The organism is Streptomyces sp. NBC_00237 (genome assembly GCF_026342435.1).
Classification (GTDB): Bacteria; Actinomycetota; Actinomycetes; order Streptomycetales; family Streptomycetaceae; genus Streptomyces.
Genome location: NZ_JAPEMT010000004.1, coordinates 487,259 through 508,769 on the forward strand (window position 1 = coordinate 487,259; position 21,511 = coordinate 508,769).

General features: G+C 72.3%; 24 protein-coding genes and 1 pseudogene. 13 read left to right on the plus strand and 12 right to left on the minus strand.

Annotated elements, in window-relative coordinates; all coding sequences use genetic code 11:
- Position 1: 1 nt before the first annotated feature.
- A complete protein-coding gene (locus OG897_RS34665; protein ID WP_266663268.1) occupies positions 2 to 958 on the plus strand; it encodes a M56 family metallopeptidase in 957 nt (318 codons plus the stop codon).
- Positions 959 to 1,005: 47 nt separating this feature from the next.
- Here the strand turns inward: OG897_RS34665 and OG897_RS34670 are convergent, their stop codons facing one another.
- Positions 1,006 to 1,812, minus strand: coding sequence for a LysR family substrate-binding domain-containing protein (locus OG897_RS34670; protein WP_266663270.1), 807 nt, complete (start codon positions 1,810 to 1,812; stop codon positions 1,006 to 1,008).
- 79 nt (positions 1,813 to 1,891) lie between these two features.
- Between OG897_RS34670 and OG897_RS34675 the strand changes: the two genes are divergently transcribed.
- Positions 1,892 to 2,296: a DUF5997 family protein gene (locus OG897_RS34675; protein ID WP_266663272.1), complete on the plus strand. Its 405-nt coding sequence runs from the start codon at positions 1,892 to 1,894 to the stop codon at positions 2,294 to 2,296.
- Between the two features lie 64 nt (positions 2,297 to 2,360).
- Here the strand turns inward: OG897_RS34675 and OG897_RS34680 are convergent.
- A pseudogene (locus tag OG897_RS34680) lies at positions 2,361 to 2,608 on the minus strand (hypothetical protein); the annotation flags it as partial.
- A complete protein-coding gene (locus OG897_RS40915; protein ID WP_323188147.1) occupies positions 2,584 to 2,793 on the minus strand; it encodes a hypothetical protein in 210 nt (69 codons plus the stop codon). The gene OG897_RS40915 and the pseudogene OG897_RS34680, both read right to left, overlap by 25 nt.
- 422 nt (positions 2,794 to 3,215) lie before the next feature.
- Between OG897_RS40915 and OG897_RS34685 the strand changes: the two genes are divergently transcribed.
- Positions 3,216 to 3,668: a nucleoside deaminase gene (locus tag OG897_RS34685; protein WP_266663739.1), complete on the plus strand. Its 453-nt coding sequence runs from the start codon at positions 3,216 to 3,218 to the stop codon at positions 3,666 to 3,668.
- An 84-nt stretch (positions 3,669 to 3,752) separates the two neighbouring features.
- Here OG897_RS34685 and OG897_RS34690 read toward each other — a convergent pair whose 3' ends face one another.
- The 3 genes from OG897_RS34690 to OG897_RS34700 all read right to left on the minus strand — a co-directional run bounded on the left by OG897_RS34690 (position 3,753) and on the right by OG897_RS34700 (position 6,328).
- The gene (locus OG897_RS34690) at positions 3,753 to 5,006 is read right to left on the minus strand and encodes a serine hydrolase (RefSeq protein ID WP_266663274.1); all 1,254 of its coding nucleotides are present in this window, start codon (positions 5,004 to 5,006) and stop codon (positions 3,753 to 3,755) included.
- Between the two features lie 195 nt (positions 5,007 to 5,201).
- Positions 5,202 to 5,792, minus strand: a complete 591-nt coding sequence (locus OG897_RS34695; protein ID WP_266663276.1) for a hypothetical protein — start codon at positions 5,790 to 5,792, stop codon at positions 5,202 to 5,204.
- Between the two features lie 32 nt (positions 5,793 to 5,824).
- Entirely contained in the window at positions 5,825 to 6,328 is a 504-nt protein-coding gene (locus tag OG897_RS34700; RefSeq protein ID WP_266663278.1) for a pyridoxamine 5'-phosphate oxidase family protein, read from the minus strand.
- A 112-nt stretch (positions 6,329 to 6,440) separates the two neighbouring features.
- Here OG897_RS34700 and OG897_RS34705 point away from each other — a divergent pair, with 112 nt between their 5' ends.
- Complete coding sequence (locus tag OG897_RS34705; RefSeq protein ID WP_266663279.1) at positions 6,441 to 8,684, plus strand: serine/threonine-protein kinase; 2,244 nt, start codon at positions 6,441 to 6,443, stop codon at positions 8,682 to 8,684.
- On the opposite strand, the gene OG897_RS34710 is transcribed toward OG897_RS34705, so the two are convergent.
- Positions 8,681 to 9,952, minus strand: coding sequence for an erythromycin esterase family protein (locus tag OG897_RS34710; RefSeq protein ID WP_266663281.1), 1,272 nt, complete (start codon positions 9,950 to 9,952; stop codon positions 8,681 to 8,683). The genes OG897_RS34705 and OG897_RS34710 overlap by 4 nt on opposite strands.
- A 1-nt stretch (position 9,953) precedes the next feature.
- Positions 9,954 to 10,319 (minus strand): DoxX family protein, encoded by a 366-nt coding sequence (locus tag OG897_RS34715; protein ID WP_266663283.1) that lies wholly within the window; start codon positions 10,317 to 10,319, stop codon positions 9,954 to 9,956.
- A 174-nt stretch (positions 10,320 to 10,493) separates the two neighbouring features.
- Between OG897_RS34715 and OG897_RS34720 the strand changes: the two genes are divergently transcribed.
- The 3 genes from OG897_RS34720 to OG897_RS34730 all read left to right on the plus strand — a co-directional run bounded on the left by OG897_RS34720 (position 10,494) and on the right by OG897_RS34730 (position 13,307).
- Positions 10,494 to 11,426, plus strand: a complete 933-nt coding sequence (locus OG897_RS34720; RefSeq protein WP_266663284.1) for a LysR family transcriptional regulator — start codon at positions 10,494 to 10,496, stop codon at positions 11,424 to 11,426.
- Positions 11,423 to 11,953: an AAA family ATPase gene (locus OG897_RS34725; protein WP_266663286.1), complete on the plus strand. Its 531-nt coding sequence runs from the start codon at positions 11,423 to 11,425 to the stop codon at positions 11,951 to 11,953. The genes OG897_RS34720 and OG897_RS34725 overlap by 4 nt, the downstream gene beginning before the upstream one ends.
- 103 nt (positions 11,954 to 12,056) lie before the next feature.
- On the plus strand, positions 12,057 to 13,307 hold the full coding sequence (locus OG897_RS34730) for an MFS transporter (RefSeq protein ID WP_266663288.1): 1,251 nt from the start codon (positions 12,057 to 12,059) through the stop codon (positions 13,305 to 13,307).
- On the opposite strand, the gene OG897_RS34735 is transcribed toward OG897_RS34730, so the two are convergent.
- The 3 genes from OG897_RS34735 to OG897_RS34745 form a co-directional block, all read right to left on the minus strand.
- Positions 13,297 to 14,517 carry a beta-ketoacyl synthase gene (locus OG897_RS34735; RefSeq protein ID WP_266663290.1) on the minus strand — a complete coding sequence of 407 codons (1,221 nt, stop codon included), beginning with the start codon at positions 14,515 to 14,517 and terminating at the stop codon, positions 13,297 to 13,299. The two genes, OG897_RS34730 and OG897_RS34735, sit on opposite strands and share 11 nt — an antisense overlap.
- A 122-nt stretch (positions 14,518 to 14,639) precedes the next feature.
- On the minus strand, positions 14,640 to 15,611 hold the full coding sequence (locus tag OG897_RS34740) for an alpha/beta hydrolase (RefSeq protein WP_266663292.1): 972 nt from the start codon (positions 15,609 to 15,611) through the stop codon (positions 14,640 to 14,642).
- The gene (locus tag OG897_RS34745) at positions 15,608 to 16,165 is read right to left on the minus strand and encodes a quercetin 2,3-dioxygenase (RefSeq protein WP_266663294.1); all 558 of its coding nucleotides are present in this window, start codon (positions 16,163 to 16,165) and stop codon (positions 15,608 to 15,610) included. Before OG897_RS34745 ends, OG897_RS34740 begins: the two co-directional genes overlap by 4 nt.
- Positions 16,166 to 16,327: 162 nt before the next feature.
- On the opposite strand from OG897_RS34745, the gene OG897_RS34750 reads away from it, so the two are divergent.
- The 6 genes from OG897_RS34750 (at position 16,328) to OG897_RS34775 (ending at position 20,276) form a co-directional block, all read left to right on the plus strand.
- Positions 16,328 to 16,759, plus strand: a complete 432-nt coding sequence (locus OG897_RS34750; protein WP_266663296.1) for a MarR family winged helix-turn-helix transcriptional regulator — start codon at positions 16,328 to 16,330, stop codon at positions 16,757 to 16,759.
- Between the two features lie 200 nt (positions 16,760 to 16,959).
- Complete coding sequence (locus OG897_RS34755) at positions 16,960 to 17,277, plus strand: hypothetical protein (protein ID WP_266663298.1); 318 nt, start codon at positions 16,960 to 16,962, stop codon at positions 17,275 to 17,277.
- Positions 17,278 to 17,368: 91 nt separating this feature from the next.
- Complete coding sequence (locus tag OG897_RS34760) at positions 17,369 to 18,448, plus strand: dihydrodipicolinate reductase (RefSeq protein ID WP_266663300.1); 1,080 nt, start codon at positions 17,369 to 17,371, stop codon at positions 18,446 to 18,448.
- A 5-nt stretch (positions 18,449 to 18,453) separates the two neighbouring features.
- Positions 18,454 to 18,933: a carboxymuconolactone decarboxylase family protein gene (locus OG897_RS34765; protein ID WP_266663741.1), complete on the plus strand. Its 480-nt coding sequence runs from the start codon at positions 18,454 to 18,456 to the stop codon at positions 18,931 to 18,933.
- Between the two features lie 261 nt (positions 18,934 to 19,194).
- Complete coding sequence (locus OG897_RS34770; RefSeq protein WP_266663302.1) at positions 19,195 to 19,461, plus strand: hypothetical protein; 267 nt, start codon at positions 19,195 to 19,197, stop codon at positions 19,459 to 19,461.
- Entirely contained in the window at positions 19,458 to 20,276 is an 819-nt protein-coding gene (locus OG897_RS34775) for an alpha/beta hydrolase (protein WP_266663304.1), read from the plus strand. The genes OG897_RS34770 and OG897_RS34775 overlap by 4 nt, the downstream gene beginning before the upstream one ends.
- A 143-nt stretch (positions 20,277 to 20,419) precedes the next feature.
- On the opposite strand, the gene OG897_RS34780 is transcribed toward OG897_RS34775, so the two are convergent.
- Entirely contained in the window at positions 20,420 to 21,370 is a 951-nt protein-coding gene (locus tag OG897_RS34780; RefSeq protein WP_266663306.1) for an aminoglycoside phosphotransferase family protein, read from the minus strand.
- Positions 21,371 to 21,511 lie beyond the last annotated feature (141 nt).

Here is a 21,511-nt window from a genome sequence, read left to right on the forward strand (position 1 = left end):
CATGGGCGTCTTCGTCTACCTGCCGCTGATCCTGCCGCTCACCGCACTGCCCGTCGCCCGCCTCGCCGAACAGCACCTCCACCCGCGTACCGCAGCGCGCCTGCTGACCGGCGTCGCCGCGATCCTCGCCACGTGCAGCACCGTATGCCTGGGGCTCCTCGTGGTCGTCGGCACCGCGCAACTGCCTGGCAATCCGCTGCCCGACAGCTGGTCCGACCCCGAGGTGCGCGCAGCCGTCCCGTACGACGAGATCGCGGGCAAAGTGTCCATCGGTGCGCTCGCACTCGTCCTGCTGACCTGCGCGTACACCGTCCACCGGCAGCGCCGCTACCGGGCTCGCGCGCACCGTGCGCTGGCCGGGCTCGGTACCGCGTCCGAGGTCGCCGTACTGCCGGACGACGAGCCGTACGCGTACGCACTGCCCGGTGCGCCCGGACGCGTCCTCGTCTCCACCGGAATGCTCGCCGCCCTCTCCGACTCCGAACGCCATGCGCTGCTCGCCCACGAACGGGCCCACCTCGCCGGGCGGCACCACCGCCTCCTGCTCGCTGTCCGGCTGGCGGGCTGCGCCAACCCCCTGCTGCGTCCGCTGCATCGGGTCGTCGGCTACTGCACCGAGCGGTGGGCCGACGAAGAGGCCGCCCGCGTGACGGGAGACCGCCGTACGACCGCGCGCGCGGTCGGCAAGGCGGCGCTGGTCTCCCGTATGGCCAGGGGGCGCGGTGCGCGGGGTGCCGCCTTCCCCGGTCTGGCCGCCTTCGCGGAACCGGGGCCGGTGCCACGCCGGGTCGCGGCGCTGCTCGGCCCGCTCCCGCCCGCCAACGGCTGGCCGCCTGCCCTGACGTCGGTCGGCCTGGCCGCCCTGGTCGCCGCTGCCGGGACGGCCGCCTCCACTCTTTCCGCGCTGAATGCGACCGTCGGCCTCTACGTCGTACTGGAGGCGGCGACGTCCGGCTGACCGAGCCGTTGGCCAGCGGCGGGGGAGGGGCGGAACCGGTCCGACGGTCAGCGGCGGGGCTTGCCGCGCTTGGGGGTGTTCCGGCTGTTCTTCGCGACGGCCCTGCCGCCGCCGGGCTTCGGCTTGGCGGAGCCCCCGCCCTTGGCCGCCGGTTTGCGGGGCGACTGTTTCGGCTTCTCCGTCCGCTTCTGCTTCTTGGCGTCGGCGGCGTTCTTGGGGAGGGCAGGGCCTCGGGTGCTGTTGACCGTTCGGCCTCGTACGATCCCGATGAAGTGCTCGACCAGCTCGGTCGGCTCGCCGGACTCCGTGTGGGGCCAGGACAGGGCGACCCGGGACTCCGGGGTGCCCGTGACCGTCCGGTAGGTCAGGTCCTTGCGGTGGTGGAGACGGGCCAGGGACTGGGGGACGATCAGGACGCCGACACCTGCCGCCACCAGCTCGATCGCGTCGGCGGTGGTGGCCGGGCGCTCCTTGGCGGGCACGCCCGGGAGCTGCTCCCAGACCAAGGTGTCGTCCAGCGGGTGCAGGACCAGCTCCTCGGCCAGGTCGTCCGCCGTGATCTCCTCCACCGCCGCGATCACGTGGTCCTTGGGGATCACGACGACCGTGGTCTCGGTGTACAGGGGGATCGCGGCCAGATCCGTACGGTCGACGGGCAGGCGTACGAAACCGGCGTCGGCGCCGCCCTCGCGCAGTACGTCGAACACCTCGGCCGGGCTCGCCGCGACCAGGGTCAGCGGGACGTCGGCCAGCCGCTCTTTCCAGATCCGCACCCACTTGGTCGGGGTCACGCCCGGGACGTACGCGAGCCGGAACGAAGGGGAGGTGGGGGAGGGTGCTTCCGAGCCTGTCACGCGGGTCAGGTTACCGGCAGCGGCCGCAGGGTGCGGTCGGCGGTGGGGCGGGTGAGCGGCGTGGTCAGCGGTAGCGCACATGCTCGATACCCTGGACACCATGACGTCGCACCAGAACACCCAGACCATGAAGCCCGCCACCGCGGCGAAGAAGTTGGGTGTGTACCTCGAAGCCACCCCCGCGGAATTCCAGGAAGGCGTGGTTTCGCGCGCCGAGCTGACCGCGCTCCAGGCCGAGCCGCCCCAGTGGCTCCAGGACCTGCGCGCCAACGGCCCGCACCCCCGTCCCGTCGTCGCGAACAAGCTCGGCGTCTCCATCTCCGGCCTCGCCCGCGGCGGTGTCACCGAGGCGCTCACCAGCGAGCAGATCGACGCCCTGAAGGACGAGAACCCGGAGTGGCTCCAGAAGGAGCGCGCCACGCAGGCCGAGGTCCGCAAGGAGACCGTGCGGATCAAGGAGCAGAAGGCCGAGAAGGCGAAGTAGGGACTCTTGAGGGCCCTGTCGCGGGGCCTTCTCGGGCTGCTGTGGGGCCCCTCCCGGGCCCCGCTCAGAGGCGGACGATCACCAGGGCGATGTCGTCCGTACCGCCGTCGCTCAGGCCCAGATCGGTCAGTACGGCGTCCGCGAGGCGGCCCGGGGGCAGGTGCGGGTGGGTCGGTCGGCGACCGTCAGGGCAGCGGACGTGGCGAGAGCGCCGTCCACCGTACGGGAGTGCTCGGCCAGCACCTCCAGCGCTTGCGCCGGGCCCTCGGCCGCGCGGACGGCCGCGCTCAGCGCGCTGCGCAGCTGGCCCATTGACCCCTGGCGTGTGCGAGACGCAGTTCCTCGTTCAGGCGCTGGAGTTCGCGGGCGCGGCTGGAGAGCTCGGCCCGCATGTCCCGGTAGTCGATCCAGTCGGCGGCCTCGAACCCATTGCCGACTTCCGGCCCCACGGGATCGCCGGGCCGTGGCTCCGCGCGGTGATTCGTACCTGGTTCCACGGCATCGTGCCTTCGTACGCGGTTCACCGGTGGGATCCCACACCGTATCGACTGGGCCGGGGCACATGTCGGCGTATCGGAGGATCGGGGCGGGCGTGAAGGAGTGCGCCACCCGAGTGCGGAGCGGGGCGAAGCGACATGGTCCGTGGCGTCGGCGGGGCGTACGGCACCGGTGCTTCCGGAGGCGTGCAGCCGGTGTGAGGGCCAGTGAGGCGTTCACCTGGGGTGACGTCGCGTGGGGCGGCGCTTGTAGGAGTCTACGAAGAGGGGGGCTCAGCCTGCCGGGTTTTCATGTCTTTTACCCCTCGCTGCCACCCCCTGGTTGCCTGTGTACTCCCTCACACAAGGTGAACGAAGCAGAGGGAGTCATTGTGACCGCGTACGCCGAAGAGAAGAGCGTCCAGGAGCTTGAGCGCACCTGGATGGACGAGGCGATCCGGATCGCCACCACCAGCGTGGCGAACGGTGGCGGTCCGTTCGGCGCGCTCGTCGCCAAGGGCAGCAGGATCGTGGCGCTCGGCAACAACCAGGTCACCGCGAACCTGGACCCCACCGCGCACGCCGAGGTGAGCGCCATGCGCGCCGCCTGCAAGGAGTTGGACACCTTCTCGCTGGAGGGCTGTGTCCTGGTCACCTCGTGCGAGCCGTGCCCGATGTGTCTGTCCTCCGCGCTGTGGGCGCGCGTCGACCGCATCGTCTTCGCGGCGGACCGGGACGACGCGGCCGTGGCGGGCTTCGACGACCGCAAGTTCTACGACCTGTTCGAGAAGCGGCCCCAGGAGCTGTGGCCCGCGACGATCGAGCGGCTGGACGTGGCGAACCGGAACGAGCCGTTCGAGGCGTGGCTGGCGAAGTCCGACCGTATCGACTACTGAGGGCCGACTGCTGATCCCCGGCCGGGACGGCGAGGTGGGTACGGGCGTGAACTCCCGTACCCACAACCCCCGTGGCGGGTCCGGCTACTTCGCGCAGAACGCCGTGTCCAGCAGCTTCTGCGCGTTCACCGGTCCTTCCACCGTCGGCGCCATGTTCGCCGTGAGCGCCAGTGCCGCCGCGCGGCCGTCGTCCGTGACGCCGGTACGGGTCGCGTGGCCCGGGATGTCGCCGCCGTGGCCCCACATCGCGCCGCCGCAGCTCAGCGGCGTACGCAGCACTCCGAGTCCGTAGCGGGCTCCCTTGCCGCCCCACTCGTCGGGCACGGCGACCGTCGTACGCATCTGCTTGACCTGTGCGGGCTTCAGGAGCGTGCCGTCGAACAGCGCCTTGAAGAAGCGGTTCAGGTCGCTGGGGGTGGAGACGATCTGGCCCGCTGCCCAGCCCCACGAGGGGTCTATCTCGGTGAAGTCCACCAGCGGCGCCCCGGGCTTCGATGCGTGGTACGCCTTGGGGTGCTTGCCTCGGATGCGCTCCTCGCCGACCCCCGGGAAGTACGTCTTCCGCAGTCCCGCGCGGTCGATGATGCGGTGCTTGATCTGCTCGTCCAGCGGGCGCTTGGTGACCTTCTCGATCAGCAGTCCGGCGAGCGTGTAATTGGTGTTGCTGTACGACCACTTGGCCCCCGGCTCGAACAGCGCCTTGTGCTCCAGGGCGATGTCGAGGAGGGTGCGGGGCTGGAAGTAGGTGTGCCGGTCCTTGCCCAGGATGTCGTTGAGGATGTAGTCGGTGTAGTTGGGCAGGCCGCTGGTGTGGTTGAGGAGCTGACGGATCGTGATCTTCCGGCCGTCGATGTTCTCGCCGCGCACCAGGTTCGGCAGATAGTCCTCGATGTGGGCGTCGAGGTCGACCTTGCCCTCGCCGACGAGTTGCAGGACGACGGCGGCCGTGAACGTCTTGGTGTTGCTGCCCGCTCTCACCTGCCCGTCGACGGGGGCGGGGGCTCCGGTCTTCAGGTCGCCTGTGCCCACGGCGTAGTTGTGGGCACGGCCGTCGCGGTCGACGGTGGCGGCGAGAGCGGCCGGGTACTTGTCCTTCTGGACGAGATCGCGCAGGCCCTGGCGGAAGGCGGCGTCCTTCTGGCTGGACGTGGATGAGAACGAGGCTGCGGACGAGGCCGGGGGAGCGGGCTGGGCCGGGGCCGCGGACGCGGGCAGGATGCTGCCCACGGCGAGCGCTGCGGCGAGTGCGGCCACGGCGGTGATTCCCCGGCGGCGGCCGGACGCGGAGAGGGTGCGTGCGGGGCGCTCGGGAGTGCGTACGGAAGAACGGTCGGTCACGGGGGCCTCCTGGGGCGGAGTGGAACGGGCGCCGCCCGCAGGGGGCGGCTGGACTCCTCCAGGTTCTCCGTTCAAGATCCACAAGCCCATACGGGCAGCAGGTGCATTCCGCTGGGGGTAGCACCACCCAAGTGGGGACCCAGGTGCACCCTCTGCCTGGTACCCGTGGGGCACAGGCGCATCCTCCGGACGGTGCTAGTACGGCCCGCCCCGGAAGAACACGTGCCTCTGTTTCCGGGGCCGTTCACCCTGTACGTACGCCGCGTCCGACCTCTCCCGCGGGGCCGACCTGTCCGCGAGCTCGCGCAGCCGCTCCAGGCCCGCCAGCACGTCGGGCCGGTTCTCGGCGCGCTTCATCCAGGCGGGGAGCCGCGGGATCAGGGCCTGGAGCGAAGTCACCGCGCCGTGCTCGCGCAGCCGTGCGCCCACGTACGCGGACAGCAGCGCCACGTGCTCCTCGTCGTACGCCCACAGCACCCGCCCGGCGCACCGCGTCTGCAGCCACAAAGGCCGCCCGAAGTACGGGTCCTCGGTGCCGCCCATGTCCACGCCGACCAGCGCCCGTCCGTCCATCGGGGCCGTCCACTCGGCCGTCGCCCCGCATCCGGTGCAGGCCAGCCGACGGGGCATGAACAGCAGGTCCGTGCAGTACTTCCGGTCCGGCAGGCCGGGACGCGGCACCACCACCGCCCGGCCGCCGCACCCCGGACACACCACGTACATCCGCGCCGAGAGCTCCGCGAGCCACCAGCCGCGGTCCCGGTGCCGACTCACGTCACCGCCCATCCCACAACACCCCCCGCGTCACACCCTCAACGTCACACCACCCACACGCCCTCGCGCATCAGATGCCTCCCGGGCTGCTCGTGCTGCTCGTGCCACGCCTGCACCGCCCGGGGCACCACACGGTAGTACGCATACGGCTTGGCCGACCCTGCTGATGTACGGGGGTCCCAGCCCCAGCGCGCGGCGAAGGCGTCCGCCGCGTCGACCGGCACCGCCTCCGCGCTGAAGCTCTCCACCGTCCCGTCGATCAGCACGACGTCCCGGGTGTGCCCGAACGCCAGCCGGGTGCGGCCGAGCCGTTCCAGGTTTCGGCCGGTCGGGTTGCTCGTACGGGTCGCGAGCCAGAGGGCCTCCCCGTCCCACCGGAACCACAGCGGGACCAGGCACGGGACGCCGTCCTCGTCCGCCGTGGCGACCCAGATGTCCGACTCCTGTTCCAGGCGGGCCAGTACGTCCTTCTTGCGCTGCTCGGAGGTGCGGGGCGCGGGCTGTCCCGCAGCGGGCTGTTCCGTGGCGGGCTGCTGGTCGATCTTCATACGGAGGACGCTAGTCGGGGACGGAAGTGACCGCCTCGTCCGCCCCTGGCTCCACCTGGCCCGCACTCCCCCTGGCATCCTTGCCTGAGGCATCGAGGGGGAGGCGGAACGGGTGACGCTGCAGGAGGGTGATCCGCGCGAGATCGGCGGATACCGGCTGGAAGGACGGCTGGGCGCCGGAGGGATGGGCGTCGTCTACCTGGCGCGCTCCGTCTCCGGCCGTCAGGTCGCCGTCAAGGTGATCCGGCCCGAACTGGCCGAGGACCCCGGGTTCCGCGAACGCTTCCGCCAGGAGGCCGCAGCGGCGCGCCGGGTGAGCGGTGCGTTCACCGCGCCGGTCGTGGACGCGGACCCCGAGGCGCCCGCCCCGTGGTTCGCGACCCTCTTCGTGCCGGGGCTCTCGCTCGCCCAACGGGTATCCGTACAGGGCCCGTTGACCGTCGATGAGGTACGGGGTCTGGGTGCCGGCCTCGCCGAAGCGCTCCGGGACATCCACCGTGCCGGGCTCGTCCACCGGGACCTCAAGCCCGGAAACGTACTCCTCGCCGAGGACGGCCCCCGGGTCATCGACTTCGGCATCGCCCGCACCTCGGACGCGGTGGCCCTGACCAGCACGGGGGTGGCCGTCGGAACGCCGCCGTTCATGGCCCCCGAGCAGTTCCGGCGCGAGGAGGTCACCCCGGCGGCCGACGTCTTCGCGCTCGGCTCGGTACTGGTGTACGCGGCGACGGGCCACGGCCCCTTCGACGGCGACACGGCGCACGTGGTGGGCTTCCGGGTGGTGTACGAGGGGCCCGACCTGACCGGGCTTCCGCCGGAACTCGGCGAGTTGGTGCACTCCTGCCTGGAGAAGGACCCCGAGCGCAGGGCCACCGTTCCCCGCCTGCTGGAGGTACTGGCGGGCGCGCACGGGAAGGCCGGGGCCGCCGCGGGTACGGAGCGGGGGACGATACGTACGGAGCAGGGGACCGTGCCCCCGGAGACGGAGCCCGTGGCGGCGGCACGGGCCGTGCCCGCGCCGCACCCGGCCACCGAGTGGAACGGCCCGGAGCCGGGACCCGCAACCCTGCCACCAGCCTCTCCAGCCTCTTCCGTTGCGCAGGCGCTGGCCGGGCAGCCCACGCAGGCGGCCGGGTTCCGGCATCCTGTGCCCCCGGTCCCGGCCACCGCTCCCACCCCCACCCCCGCCGCGCGTGCCCGTCACCGTAAACCCCTCCTCTTGGCAAGTGCCGTGGCGCTCCTGGCAGTCGTGGCGACGGCGGCCGTCGTCGTGCCGGACCTCCTCAAGGGGAAGGGTTCTCCGGAGGCGGCGGGAGACGGCACGAGGTCAGGAGCGGGCGGTACGGCCTCGGCCGCACCCCTCTGCGCACCGACGGGCGGAAAGCTCCGCTCCGCCGGAGCCGGGGCCCAGAAGGCCGCCGTGCAGCGGTGGACCGAGGGGTACGCCAAGGAGTGCGGCGGGTCCGCGAGCATCGACTACCAGCCGAACGGATCGGGCGCCGCGCTCGCGAGCCTCCTGGCCCGCCGGACCGAACTCGCCGTCAGCAACGTCGCCCTGACACAGGCTCAGCAGACCTCCGCCGCCAAGCGCTGCGGCCCCGACGGCGTCCTCCAGCTCCCCCTGAACACCCTCCCGATCGTGGTCGCGGTCAACATCCCCGGGGTCTCCGCCCTGAACCTGGACGCGCGTACCGTCGCCGACATCTTCAACGGGCGCGTCACCCGGTGGAACGATCAGGCCGTCGCCCGTCTCAACCCCGGCGTCTTCCTGCCCGCCGCGCCCGTGACGGTCGTCCTCCCCTCCGGCGAGTCCCCGCACACCCGGACCTTCACCCAGTACCTCTCCGCAGCCGCCCCCGACAACTGGCCGCGCCCGCCGTCGGACACCCTCGCCACCCCGTCCGGCACCACAGCCGTGACGGCGAAGACCCCCGTCCAGGAGGTCGCCGCGTCGAACGGCGGAATCACCTTCCTGCCGCTGACCGAGGCGCGCGGTACCACCACCACCCACGTCCGTCTCACCCCCGGACCCGACGCGGCCTCCGTACTTCCCGACGCGGATTCCACCGCCCGCACGGTGGCCCTGGCCCCCGCTCCGGCCGTCATCGGCCGGGGGAGCCTCACCCTCGACTACGCGAAGGCGGCCCGCACCGACGGCACGTACCCCCTGGTCCAGCTGTCGTACGCGGTGGTCTGCGCCCAAGGCAACGCGCCCGCCTCCCTCCCCGCGCTCCGCGGCTTCCTCCTGCACGCCCTGAGCGAGGCGGGCCAGGCATCGACAGAGCGCGAGGGCTACGGCGTACTGCCGAACGGACTCGCGGACCGGGTACGGAAGGCCGTACGGGACCTGGGCTAGCCCCGGCCCACGGCGAGGGGGACGGTGAACGGCTCGGACGGGCTTGAGGTGGCCACGTACGCCAGGCCGTCGTAGGACTCGTTCAGTACGACCGGCGTCCGGTGGAGGCGGTAGCTCCAGCGGGGGACCATCGCCCCGTAACTCCGGTGCGGATGGGGGGTGTCGGCCCACTCCCGGACGGCGTCGGGCGCCGAGCGCAGGTCCAGGAAGTGGTCGCCGGGGGTGGCCCCGGCGAGCTGTGCCTCGACGGTGTCGGCTTCGGGAGGACCGATCGGGTGGGTGGGGACGGGCGCGTTACGGGTTCGGGCGCGCGGCCCCCGCCAGGGGCCGGGAAGCGTGCGGTGCGCACGGAAGGCACCGCTGCCGAAGAGGAGGGCGAGGGCGTAGTAGGCGTGGCCGTGCCGGTCGTGGAGGTGGTGGCCGAGGGTGCGGATCGCGCCGCCGTGGCGGGCCTTGCCGATGTGTCCGTTGTGGGCCCAGAGCACGGTCTTCGCGGCCGGGGCGGCGGCCAGCTCCGCCTCCAGGGCGTCGGCCATGTGCCGGTCGCGTACGGCGAAGAGGGTCTGCTCCGGATCCGTGTGCTGCCAGGGGCGGGTGACCAGGTCGGCGGCCCGGACCAGGTTGCGGGCGTGCCGCAGGGTGTCGGAGCCGTGCGGTTCGAGGAGGCGTACCAGCTCCTCGGCCTCTCGCACCAGCCGCTGTCCGGGGTCGGGCCGCGAACCGGGCTGGGCGCCGTCGAGGGTGCGGAGCGCCGTGAGCAGGGTGGCGGCCCGGGAGCGTTCGGGTGCGGGGAGGCGGTCCGGGGTGGCGGCGAGCGCGGCGAGGGAGGGGCCGCACTTCTGCGGATCGATCCCGAGGAAGCGGACCTGCGCGGACTCGGGCCGCCCGTTGTTGTACGTACGCATCCACTCGACCATCGCGAGGACTTCCCGCGTCCGCCAGGTCCAGAACCCGAGCCCGGCGACGGCCTCCGCCGCACTGCCGATCCCGTGACGGACGTACGCGTCGACGGCGGGCGCGGCGGATTCGCTGGCCTCCATGGCGAAGGTCGAGTACCCCAGTTCGCGGACGAGGAAGGCCAGTAAGCGGTGTTTGAGCCGGAAGAACTCACGCGTTCCGTGCGTGGCCTCGCCGAGACCGACGATCCGCACGCCGTCGAGAACGTCCCGCAGGGGCTGGAGGTCGGTGGTCGGTGCGTCGGCGGAGAGCGTGTGGAGGGGGTGGGAGGAGCGGGCCAGCCAGCTCGTCGGGTCGGGTGCGGTCGTCATCTCACAGGACGGTAGTCGTCTCGGCGAGCATGAGGAGGAGGGTGGCGACGGACAGGGCGAAGTATGTTCCGGGGAAGGCGATGTTGTGGAAGACGCGGGCCCTGACGTGTGCGATCAGGGCGCCGGTGAAGAAGAGGACGAGGCCGGTCGCGGCGGCCAGGCCCAGGGGATGCAGGCCCAGCAGGCCGAGGAGCAGGCCCAGTGCGCCCGCCGCCTTGAGGAGGGCGAGCGGGGGGATCCAGGACGCGGGGACGTGCACTTCGGCCGCGTTGGCCTGGACGAACTTCGCTCCGGAGAGGTCGGTGGCGGCCACGGAGGCGTTGGCGAGGATCGTGAGCAGGGCGACGGTGAGGTAGGCGGCGTACACGGGGGCCTCCGGATTCGGGGGAGGGGGGAGGGTGGGGGTGTCTCGCCAACCACACTCCCGCTGCGGCTCCTTGGCGTCCAATACCTGCGTCTATAACCTGGCGGAATGGTGGATCGCGAAGGCTCTCCGGGCTCTGCGGCTGTTCCGGCCGCTCCGGCCGCTCCGGTCCGGAGGGTGAGTACGGCCGACGTCGACACCCGGCTGCTGCGCTACTTCGTCGCGGTCGCCGAAGAAGGCAGCCTCACCCGGGCCGCGGAGCGGCTGTACGTCTCCCAGCCCGCGCTGACCAAGCAGGTGAAGCAGTTGGAGGCGCAGGTGGGGGTGTCCCTGTTCGTACGTTCCCGGAGCGGCATGGCCCTCACCGAGGCGGGGCGGGCCCTTGCCGGGGCCGCGCCCGCGTTGCTCGGTGACTGGGAGCGGGCGTTGCGGACGACCCGGAGTGCGGCGAGCCGGGCGGCGCGGGTGTTGCGTGTGGGGTTCCTGGCCAGTGCCGCGAACGAGGCGACGCCGGGGATCGTGGCCGCGTTCGCCGCGCTGCGGCCCGGGTGGCGGGCCGACATGCGGCAGTCCTCGTGGTCCGACCCGAGTGCCGGGCTCGCGGAAGGGGAAGTGGACGTGGCGCTCGTACGGCTGCCGTTTCCGGGGGAGGAGCGGTGGCGGGTCAAGGAGTTGTTCGCGGAGGCGCGGTGGGTGGCGCTGGCCTCCGGACACCCCTTGGCGGGGCGGGAGTCGATCGACTTCCGGGAGCTTCTGGACGAGCCCTTCGTGGCGGCTCCGCCCGAGACCGGCGGCTGGCAGGGGCACTGGCTCGGGACCGAGGAGCGGGGCGGGCGGGCCGTTCGGATCGGCGCGGTCGTCGATCAGCCCGACGAGTGGCTCAGCGCGATCGCGAACGGGTACGGGATCGCGCTTGCTCCGGAGTCCGCCGCCCGGTACTACGCCCGGCCCGGCGTCGTCTACCGGCCGGTGCGTGGGGTGGGGCCGACGCGGGTGGGGGTGGCGTGGGCGCCGGGCGACGAACGGAACGAGGTCGTGCGGGACTTCGTACGGTGTTGCGTGGAGGGGGCGGGGCCCGGCCCGGGGGATGCCCTAACGTCCCCGGCATGACCCGCGCGCACCCCGTCGGCAGCGCCGACACCCGTCTGATCGTCCTCCGTGGCAACTCCGCCTCCGGCAAGTCCTCCGTCGCCGCCGAACTCCGCCACCGGTACGGCCGCGGCCTCGCCGTCGTCGGCCAGGACAACCTGCGCCGCGATGTGCTGCGCGAACGCGATGTGCCTGGTGCGGCGAACATCGGACTCATCGACACCGTCGCTCGGTACGCCCTCGATCACGGCTTCCACACGGTCGTGGAGGGCATGCTCTACGCCGACCGGTACGGCCCGATGCTGGAGGCCCTGTGCCGTGACCACCTCGGGCCGACGCGCATGTACTACCTCGACGTGCCGTTCGAGGAGACGCTGCGGCGGCACGGGACGAAACCGCAGGCGAAGGAGTACGGGGAGGTGCAGATGCGGGAGTGGTACCGGGAGTTGGATCTGCTGGGCGGTGGCCGGGAGACGGTCGTTCCGGCGGTCAGCAGCTTGGCGGAGACGGCGGGGCTGGTGATGGCGGAGGCTTTCGGGAGGGGGTAGCCGAGGTTCGCGGGAGGGGGCAGCCGAGGCTTTCGGGAGGGGCCGACCGGGGCACACCCCCGGGGGCCGGAGCGTGCCGGGGAGCCGCATAGAGTGCGGCGCCGTGCCCCTCTCATCGACCCCGTCACGGTCCGCCCTCTGGAAGGACGAGCAGTTCCTGCTGCTCGCCTCCGCGCGGACGATCTCCGTACTCGGCAACGGCTTCGCCCGCGTGGCCCTCGGCTTCGCCGTGCTGGCGCTGCCCGGAGCCACCCCGGGGCGGTTGTCGCTGGTGCTGGCCTGCCAGGCGCTGCCGCAGTTGGTGTTCGTCCTGCTGGGCGGGGTGATCGCGGACCGGATGTCCAGGGCACGGCTGATGGTGGTCGCGGACGTGGTCGGGGCGAGCGCCTACGCGGGGCTGGCCGGACTGGTGCTGTCCGGTCACGCGCCCCTGCTGCTGATGTGCGTGCTGGCGGTGGTGGCCGGGACCGCGACCGCCCTGTTCGCACCCGCCATGGACGGGCTGGTTCCGCTGGTCGTCCCCGCGGACCGGCTCCAGCAGGCGAACGGGCTGCTGCGGGTCGGCACGAACACCTCCTTGTTGCTGGGGCTCGCCGTGTCCGGTGTCGTCGTGGCGTGGCTCGGGGCCGGTTGGGCACTGGCCGTCAACGCGGCGTCCTTCGTCGTCAGCGCGGTGATCACGGCACGTTTGCGGATCCCCGGGCGGCGGCGGGCCAAGGCGACGACGGGCTGGGAGGACCTCAAGGAGGGGTGGCGGGAGTTCGCCTCCCGCCAGTGGCTGTGGGTCGTCGTCGCCCACACCTCCGTGGTGGTCGCAGGGCTCAACGCCAACATCGGCGTTCTCGGTCCGCTGCTCGCACAGGAGGAGTTGGGCGGCGCGCGGGCCTGGTCGCTCGTCGTGGCCGCCCAGGCGCTCGGGACCGTCGGCGGGGCGGTTCTGGCGGTACGCGTACGGGTGAACCGGCCCGTGCTGGTGGCGGTGCTGTGCTCCTTCCCCGCCACCCTGCCCATCGCGCTGCTCGCCCTGTCGGCCCCGGTGTGGACGATCGCCGCCGCCATGTGCGGGGCAGGCGTGGCCACGGCCGTCGGCGGGGTCGTCTGGGCCACCACCTTGCAGCGGGAGATCCCGGAGGAGGCACTGTCCCGCGTCAGTTCGTACGGCTGGTTCGGGGCGCTGGGCTTCGCGCCGCTGGGGCTGCTCGTGGCGGGGCCCGTCGCGGACGCGCTGGGGGTGCGGACGGCGTTGGCGGGGTGCGCGGCGCTGGTGGTGCTGGCGGCGGGGGCGGCGCTGCTGTCGCCGCAGGTCAGGCGGCTTGGCGGGAACGCAGAACCCGGCCGGGAACTCAGCGCGTGAAGACCAGGCTCACGTTGTGGCCGCCGAAGCCGAAGGAGTTCGACAGGACCGACTCCCACCGGCCTTTCCTGTTCTCGCCCCGGATCACGTCCAACTCCACGCGCGGGTCGAGGCGCTGGAGGTTGCGGACCGCCGGGGCCACCCCGTTCCGCAGGGCGAGCAGTGCCGCCAGTGCGCCCACCGCCCCGGACGCGCCCAGCATGTGGCCCGTCATCGACTTCGTCGCCGACACCGACACGTGCGTGCCCACCGCCCGGCGGACCGCCTCCGCCTCCGCCAGGTCCCCGGACTCGGTCGAGGTGGCGTGCGCGTGGACGTGGCCGACGGCGGACGGCGGTACGTCCGCGTCGCGCAACGCCCCCTCGATCGCCTGGACCTGACCGTCCGCGTCCGACGCCGTGATGTGCTGCGCGCTGGACGTCACCGCGCTGCCCGCCAGGGTTCCGTACGTACGGGGGTTACGGCGGGCCCGCGCGAAACCGGCGCGTTCGAGGACCACGATGCCCACGCCCTCGCCCATCACGAACCCGCTGCGGTCCACGTCGAAGGGCCGGGACACCGACTCGGGGTCGTCAGAACGCGTCGACAACGCTTTCATCTGCGCGAACGCGGCCAGCGTGAAGGGGTGCACGCACGCCTCGGTGCCGCCCGCCACCACCACATCGGCCCGCCCCGCCCGGATCAGGTCGAGCCCCACGGCGAGGGCCTCCGCCCCGGAGGCGCACGCGCTGACCGGGGTACGGGCCCCGCCCTTCGCGCCGAGGTCCATGCTGACCCACGCGGCGGGCCCGTTCGGCATCAGCATCGGCACCGCGAACGGCGACAGCCTCCGCGCCCCCGACCGCTCGAACACGTCGTCCTGCCCGAGCGTGGTGAGCACCCCGCCGGTCCCGGTGCCGATCACCACGGCCAGCCGCTCGGGCTCCACCTCGGGCGACCCCGCGTCCTGCCACGCCTCCCGCGCGCCGAGCAGCGCCAACTGCTCGCCCCTGTCCAGCTTCCGGGCCTCGGTGCGCGGCAGGAGCGCGGCCGGATCCTCGGTCAGCCCGGCCGCTATGCGTACGGGAGCCTCCTCGGCCCAGTCCTCCGTCAGGGCCCGGACCCCCGAACGGCCCGCCAGCATGCCTTCCCAGGTCGCCGCCGCGTCCGGGCCCAGCGGGGTCATCGCTCCGATTCCGGTCACCAGCACCTGGCACAACTGGTCGTTCATTCCGCGCTCCCTCGACCTTGACCTCGACATTGTCTTGTTCGCTCCCTACATACAGCGGGCGAGACCCTTCGTGTGTGTAGGGCGATCCTGTCAATGTTCCGCTGGGGATGCGCGGTTCAGGTCTACCGATTCGTATCCGTCGGCTTTGTTGGCTTCACACAAAGGTGTGCGAAGCGGAGGGAGTACTCGAAGATGCTCTCCACCGTCGCGTCAGGTACGCCGTGCCAGCCGTGCTCGGCGTCCGGGACCGTCCGGAGTTCGACTGGGGAGCCGGACGTGCCGTGCAGGGCCGACGCCAGCGACGTGCTGTGCGAGCAGTCGACCATGGTGTCCGCCTCGCCGTGGACGAGGAGGAACGGCGGCGCGGTGGGGCCCACGCGGGAGAGGGGGCTCGCCTCGGTCGCGCGTTCCGGAACCGTGGCCGGAGCTGCGCCCAGCAGGAGCGCCTCCGGCGTTGTGGGGTCCTCCGGGGTGAACGGCCCGCGTGCGGAGGTCAGGTCGCTCGGGCCGTACCAGACGACCGCCCCCGCCAGGGAAGGAGCGGTGAGGGCCAGGAGCGAGGCGAGGTGACCGCCCGCCGACTCGCCCCACACCACCGTCCGGTTCGTGTCGACGCCCAGTTCCTCGCTGCGGAGCGTGAGCCAGCGCAGAGCGGCGTGCAGGTCGTCGAGCGGGGCGGGGAAGGCGGCCTCGCCGCTGAGCCGGTAGTCCACACAGGCCACCGCGAAGCCTGCCGCCGCGATGCGGGCGAAGGGGCCGGGCGACCAGTCGCGCGTACGGAAGCCCAGGTCGGCGCGCCGACCGCGCCGCCACGCGCCGCCGTGGACGAACAGGATGAGGGGAGCGGGGGGTGGGTTCGACGGGGCAGGGGGGAGCCAGAGGTCGAGTTCCAGCGGGCGGCTGCCGGGGACCTCGGCAAAGGGGATGCCGCGCAACTCCACTGCGCCGGAGGGGGGTTCGGGCAGTGGGGCGTGATCGGGGTGCGGCGCGGCGATCAGGTCCCGTACCGATGGGGGAGGCGTGGGAGGCGTTACCCGGTCCGCCGTCACCGGACCTGCCGTCACCGGATCCGCCGTCATCCGGTCTGCCGTCACCTGGTCCGCCACTCGTGGTCGCGCAGGAAGCGCACGTCGAACTGCTCCGGCACGCTGCCGAACTTGTGCGGCTCCGGGATCACCGGCTCGCGCGGCAGTCCCAGCGCGTCGGCCGGAGCGCCGAGGGTCTCGAAGAAGCGCTCGAAGGTGCCGCCGGGGCCGGCCGCGACGCCGACGACCTGGCTGTGGTGGCGCTCCATGCGGTACGCGTGTCGGCAGTTCTTCGGTACGAAGCCGAAGTCGCCCGGCGTGAGCAGCTTCTCCTGCTGGATGCCCTCGGTGTCCTCGACGAACAGCCGGACCGCACCCTGCGTGACGTAGAAGACCTCATGGGTGTCGGCGTGTACGTGCGCCGGGATGATGTCGCCCTTCGGGCCCTCCACGGTGAAGAAGTTGAAGGTGTTCTCGGTCTGCTCGCCGCCCGCGTAGACGGTGATCAGGTCGCCGAAGAGGTGCGCGCGGTCGCCCTCGCCCCTCTCGATGAAGTACGGCTTCGTGGGGTCGGCGGGTATGCGGGAGGTGGTGCGGTAGCGGGTGGCGTACTCGATGGTCATGAGGTCCCTTCGGTCAGCTTCCTTCACCGGAAACGTCAGGCAGCCTGACATAAAGGTTGGGCGAGGGGCAAGCGGTCGTACGGCGTGGACAAGAGCCGGGCTGCGGTCCCGGGCGCGGGCCTGGGCACGGGCCCGGGTGCGGGCCTGGATACGATTTGCCCCATGCACCCCACCGGCCGCCGCAGCTTCCCTCACCTGCTCCATGACGCCCGGCGCTGGTTCGAGGAGGGGCTGCTGGCCGCGCTGGAGGAGGCGGGCGTCGCGTCGGTCTCTCCGACACAGGTCCAGCTGTTCGCCGTACTCGACGAGGACGGCACGACGGTCTCGGAGCTGGCCCGGCGTATGGGCGTCACCCGGCAGACCGCCCATCAGGCCGTGCACGGCCTGATCGCGGCCGGGCTGCTCGAACAGCGCCCCGATCCCGCGTCCGCCCGGCAGCGGCTGGTCCGGCGTACGGCGGAGGGCGAGCGCACTCACCGGAGGGCGGAAGCCGTCCTCGCCCGGCTGGAGGGCGAACTCGCGGCCCGGATCGGCGGGGAGGCGGTGGCTGCGCTGCGGGCGGCCCTGGAGGCGGAGTGGGGGAGCCCTAGGTGAGCGGGGTGTCGGACGGGCCCGAGCCTGTGACCGGGCCGCTCCTGTGTCCGGACCCGCCCCTGTGTCCGGACCCGCCCCTGTGACCGGACCCGCCCCTGTGCCCGGGCCCGCCCCTGTGCCCGGGCCCGCCCCTGTGCCCGGGCCCGCCCCTGTGCCCGGGCCCGCCGATTTATCCCGGGCTGCCCGGGTACGGGTTCAGGATGACCACCTACGTCGTCACCCTCCCCGGCACCCTGCTCGACAAGCTGACGCCCGACGCCCACGCGGCACTCCTGCGCGAGCTGAGCCCGGCCGACCCCCGGCACACCGCCCTCGGTGAGGCCGAGGACCTCGACCGGCTCACGCTCGACACGGAGAACTCCACCTTCGTCATCCGCCTCGAAGTGCAGGCCGCCACCAGCGGGGAGGCCGAGCTCGAAGCCCGCAGGATCGCCGGCGCGGCGCTCCGCTCGGTCGGCCTGGACGAGAAGGCGGCACCGATGGGGCCTGCCGCCATCTCCGGCATCGATACGGAGTGAGCATACGGAGTGATCGGGGGGCGGGGGAGACCCTGAGGTCGGGTGTGCGCGGCTATGGGAACCTCGGCATCCCCGCGTTACCCTCCGCCGCATGATTCCCACGGTCGTCTGGGGCACCGGCAACGTCGGCCGCGCGGCCATCCGCGCCGTCGACGCTCATCCGGAGCTGGAACTCACCGCCGTACTGGTCCACGATCCGGCCAAGGTCGGGCGTGATGCGGGTCAACTCGCCGGACTCGAAAGGGAGTTGGGGGTGCGCGCGGTCGACGACGTCGATGCCGTGCTGGCCGCCCGGCCCCGCGCGGTCGTCTACGCGGCCTCCGGCGACATGCGCCCCGACGACGCCCATGCGGACGTCGCCAGGGCGCTGCGCGCCGGGGCGGTGGTCGTCACCCCCGCCCTCTACGCGCTGTACGACCCGCCGAGCGCCCCGCCCGAACTCCTCAAGCCCCTCCGTGAGGCCGTTGCCGAGGGGGGTGGCTCGTTGTTCGTCTCCGGGGTCGACCCGGGGTGGGGCAACGACGTGCTGCCGTTGTTGATCAGTGGGCTCGGGAGCAGGCTCGACGTCATCCGCTGCCAGGAGATCTTCGACTACTCGACGTACGACCAGCCGGACTCGGTCCGCGATCTCATCGGCATGGGGCATCCGCTGGACTATGTGGCGCCGATGATGTTGGAGACCGTTCCGACGATGGTGTGGGGCGGTCAAATCCGGCTCATGGCAAGGGCGTTGGGCGTCGAGATCGAAGAGGTGCGGGAGACGATGGTCAGGCGTCCGTTGGAGCGGACCGTCAGTACGCGCACCATGGGCGAGTTCGAGGCGGGCACGCAGGGCGCCGTCCGCTTCGAGGTGCAGGGGATCGTGGGGGGTGTGCCGCGACTGGTGATCGAGCACATCACCCGGATCCATCCGTCGTGCGCTCCTGACTGGCCGTCGCCGCCCGACGGGGCTGGCGCGCACCGGGTGATCGTCGAGGGGCGGCCCCGTATCGAGGTCACGGTCGAGGCGAGTGACGAGGACGAGAACCGTTCGGCGGGCGGGAACGCCACGGCGGTGGGGCGGCTGGTGAACGCCATTGACTGGCTGGTCGGGAGACCTGCCGGGATCTACGACGCGCTGGATGTGCCTTTGCGACCGGCGCGGGGGCGGCTCGGAAGGAGCTGGGGATGAGCGGCATCGAGATCGACGTTCCGGAGGGCAAGGACCCCATCGAGTACGTGTGGGGGGACATGGTTCCCGGGATCGGGCCTGCCGCGGCGAACTTCTCGCTGGCGGTGTATGCCCATACGACGCTCGGGCTGCGGGAGTTCGAGGCGGCGCGGTTGCGGATCGCGCAGTTGAACGGGTGTCTGTTCTGTCTGGACTGGCGGACGGAGAGGGAGGGGGAGAAGGTCGAGGAGGGGTTCGCGGAGGCGGTCGCGGAGTGGCGGACCACGGATGCCTTCGACGAGCGGACGAGGTTGGCGGCGGAGTACGCGGATCGGTATGCGCTTGATCATCATGGGTTGGACGAGGATTTCTGGGGGCGGATGGCTGGGGCCTACAGCCAGGTGGAGATCGTCGAGCTGACGATGAGTCTCGGGGCGTGGCTGGCGTTCGGGCGGCTCAATCACGTGCTGGGACTGGATGGGCGGTGTGTGCTGCCGGGGCGGTGAGGTGGCTGGGGGCCGGAAAGATTTCCGGATGAGGGTGCATGTCCGCTGGGAAGGGGGGCACCAGCACTATCGACCCGAGCTCGCAGGCACATCCCCCCAGCCTGCTGAGCGCCCTGAATGCCCCTCGGCCACCCCCCGGCCGAGGGGCATTCGCCTGTCCGGGGGCGTACCGCTCCGGGTTTCACTTGGATTCTTCAGTCCCTTCAGTCCCTTGAGTCCCTCCGGTTCTGCTCGGCCGGTGCGGTCGGGGAGGATGGGGGGATGATCTTCGGCGATTCGGGTGGGCGGGGCGTGGGCGTGCGGGCCCGCGTCGGCGGCGTGCCGCAGGTGCTGTACGCGGCGGGCGCGTGGGCGGCGTACGACGAGCTGTACGAGGACGATCCGGCAGGCCGTACCGACTCCGCCGACCGGCGGTGTCATGCGCACGCCTCCAACCGTGAGCGCGCCGACGCGTGGGAGGGCGTACGAGCACAGTGGACGAAGCCGCTGGGGCCGGTCCTGCGGTCGGCGGGGGCTGGGGCAGCATGAACGAGGACACGGCCGAACTGGCCGACTCCGTACGGCACTTCACACTTGTCTGCGACGGGGAAGTCCTGTCCTGCGCGAAGGCGGAACCGACCGTTCCCGCCACCGCCCCCCTCGCCGCCCTCGTCCTCCACGGCGCGGGCAACGGCGACAAACAGAGCCCCACCGTCCTCGCCGCGCACCTCGCCGCCCGGGGCCACCACGCACTCGCCTTTGACTTCTCCGGCCACGGCGACAGCTCGGGCGCCTTGGGCGAGCTGAGCCTGCGCCGTCGCTTCGAACAGGCCCGTACCGTCGCCGACGCCTGCCTCCCGGCCGACGTGCCCCTCGTCCTCGTGGGCTTCAGCATGAGCGGCCAGACCGTCGCCGACCTGGCCGCGCACTACGGGCCACGGGTCGCCGCGATCGGCCTCGGCGCACCGGCCGTGTACGCGGCCGAGGCGTGGCCGGTGCCGTTCGGCGCGGGCTTCACCGGGATCATCCGTACGCCGGACAGCTGGCGGAAGTCCCCCGCGCTCGACGTCTTCCGGGGGCTGCCCGAAGGCGTCCGCGCGGTGCTCGCCACACCGGCCGTCGACGCGGTGATCCCGCCGGAGGTCACCGGGGCCGTCGAGGAGGCACTTGGCGCTTCGCGGGCGGAGTACGTACGGACGGTGCTTCCTGAGGCGGACCACCGGCTGAGCCTGTGGTTCGCCTCGGACGCGGAGTCGAGGGGGCGGTTCCTGGACGCGCTCGTCGGGGGCGGCGGGCGGGGGCCGGGGAGGGGGAGAGCGGCGGGGGGCGTGACGTACGGGGTGCAGGGGGCGCACAGGGCGTAAAGCCATGTCCGGACGAGATGCACTGCGGTGAGGTTGAGCGCGTGACCACCCAACTCGCAGCGCGGGGCCACGGGACGGCTTCGGTCGTGCTGCCTGCCCAAGTGGCTGAGGGGTAGTCCCTGTTGAGCCGCTGGCCGTCGTCGCTACCGGTCGAGTCCCTGGTCCTCCAGAACCTCCCGGATCACGTGCCGGGAATTGGCGGCCAGTGCCGGGTTGGTGACGCGGTAGTAAGGGAGCTGGATCAGTGCCACGGACAGCGCCCAGGCCCGGCCCCGTTCCCAGGTCGCGTCGTCCGCGCCGAGGTGGGAGCGGTACGCGGGACGGGCCTCGGCGGGCAGCAGGTTCCAGGCCGGAAGCAGGTCGACCGTCGGGTCCCCCACACCGACCGTGCCGAAGTCGATGACGGCGGAGAGGCGTCCGTCGCGCAGCAGTACGTTGCCGGGCGAGATGTCCCCGTGCACCCAGCACGTCACGGGCGCGGGATCGGGCAGGGCCAGCGCCGCTTCCCATACGGCGCTGATCGCATCGGTGTCGACGTCCTCGGGCCCCATCCGCAGCTGCTCGATCGCGTCACGGGTGGCCTCGTCACGGGTCGCCAGCGGCACCCCGCGGGAGTTCGGCGGAGCCTCGGGATGCGGCTCGACGCGCCGCAGCGCGATTACGAACTCCGCCAACTCCTTCGCCAGCAGGGCGGGTTCGGGGATCGACCCCACCACGGGGTTGCTTCCCTCCAGCCACCTGTACACCGCCCAGCCCCATGGAACGCCCTCCCCGGGCGCTCCGGCCCCGACCGGCTCGGGAACACGTACCGGCAGCAGTGGTGCGAGCTCCGGCAGCCACCGCTGCTCCAGCACCACGGCCTCCACGGCACGGGCCATGCGCGGCAACCGTACGACCAGGTCGTCCCCGAGCCGGAACATCGCGTTCTCGGTTCCCGAGGAAGGGACCCGCTCGACGGGCAGCCCGGCCCACTGCGGAAACTGGCTCGAGACGAGCCGTTCCACGAGCGGGGCATCGAGGTCGATCTCGTCGGCATGCATCTTGCTGCTCCGGCCACTGCTCCGGCTCATGCTCGGGTCGCTGCTCCGGCTCATGCTCGGGTTGCTGCTCGGGCCACTGCCCTGGCTACTGCTCTTGCTGCTGGCGGCGCACATGGCCCCGATTCTTCCTGCTGGTCACGGGAGAGCGCACACGAATTACTTCCCGGTGGGGTGGGGCGAGGTGCATTCTGGGTG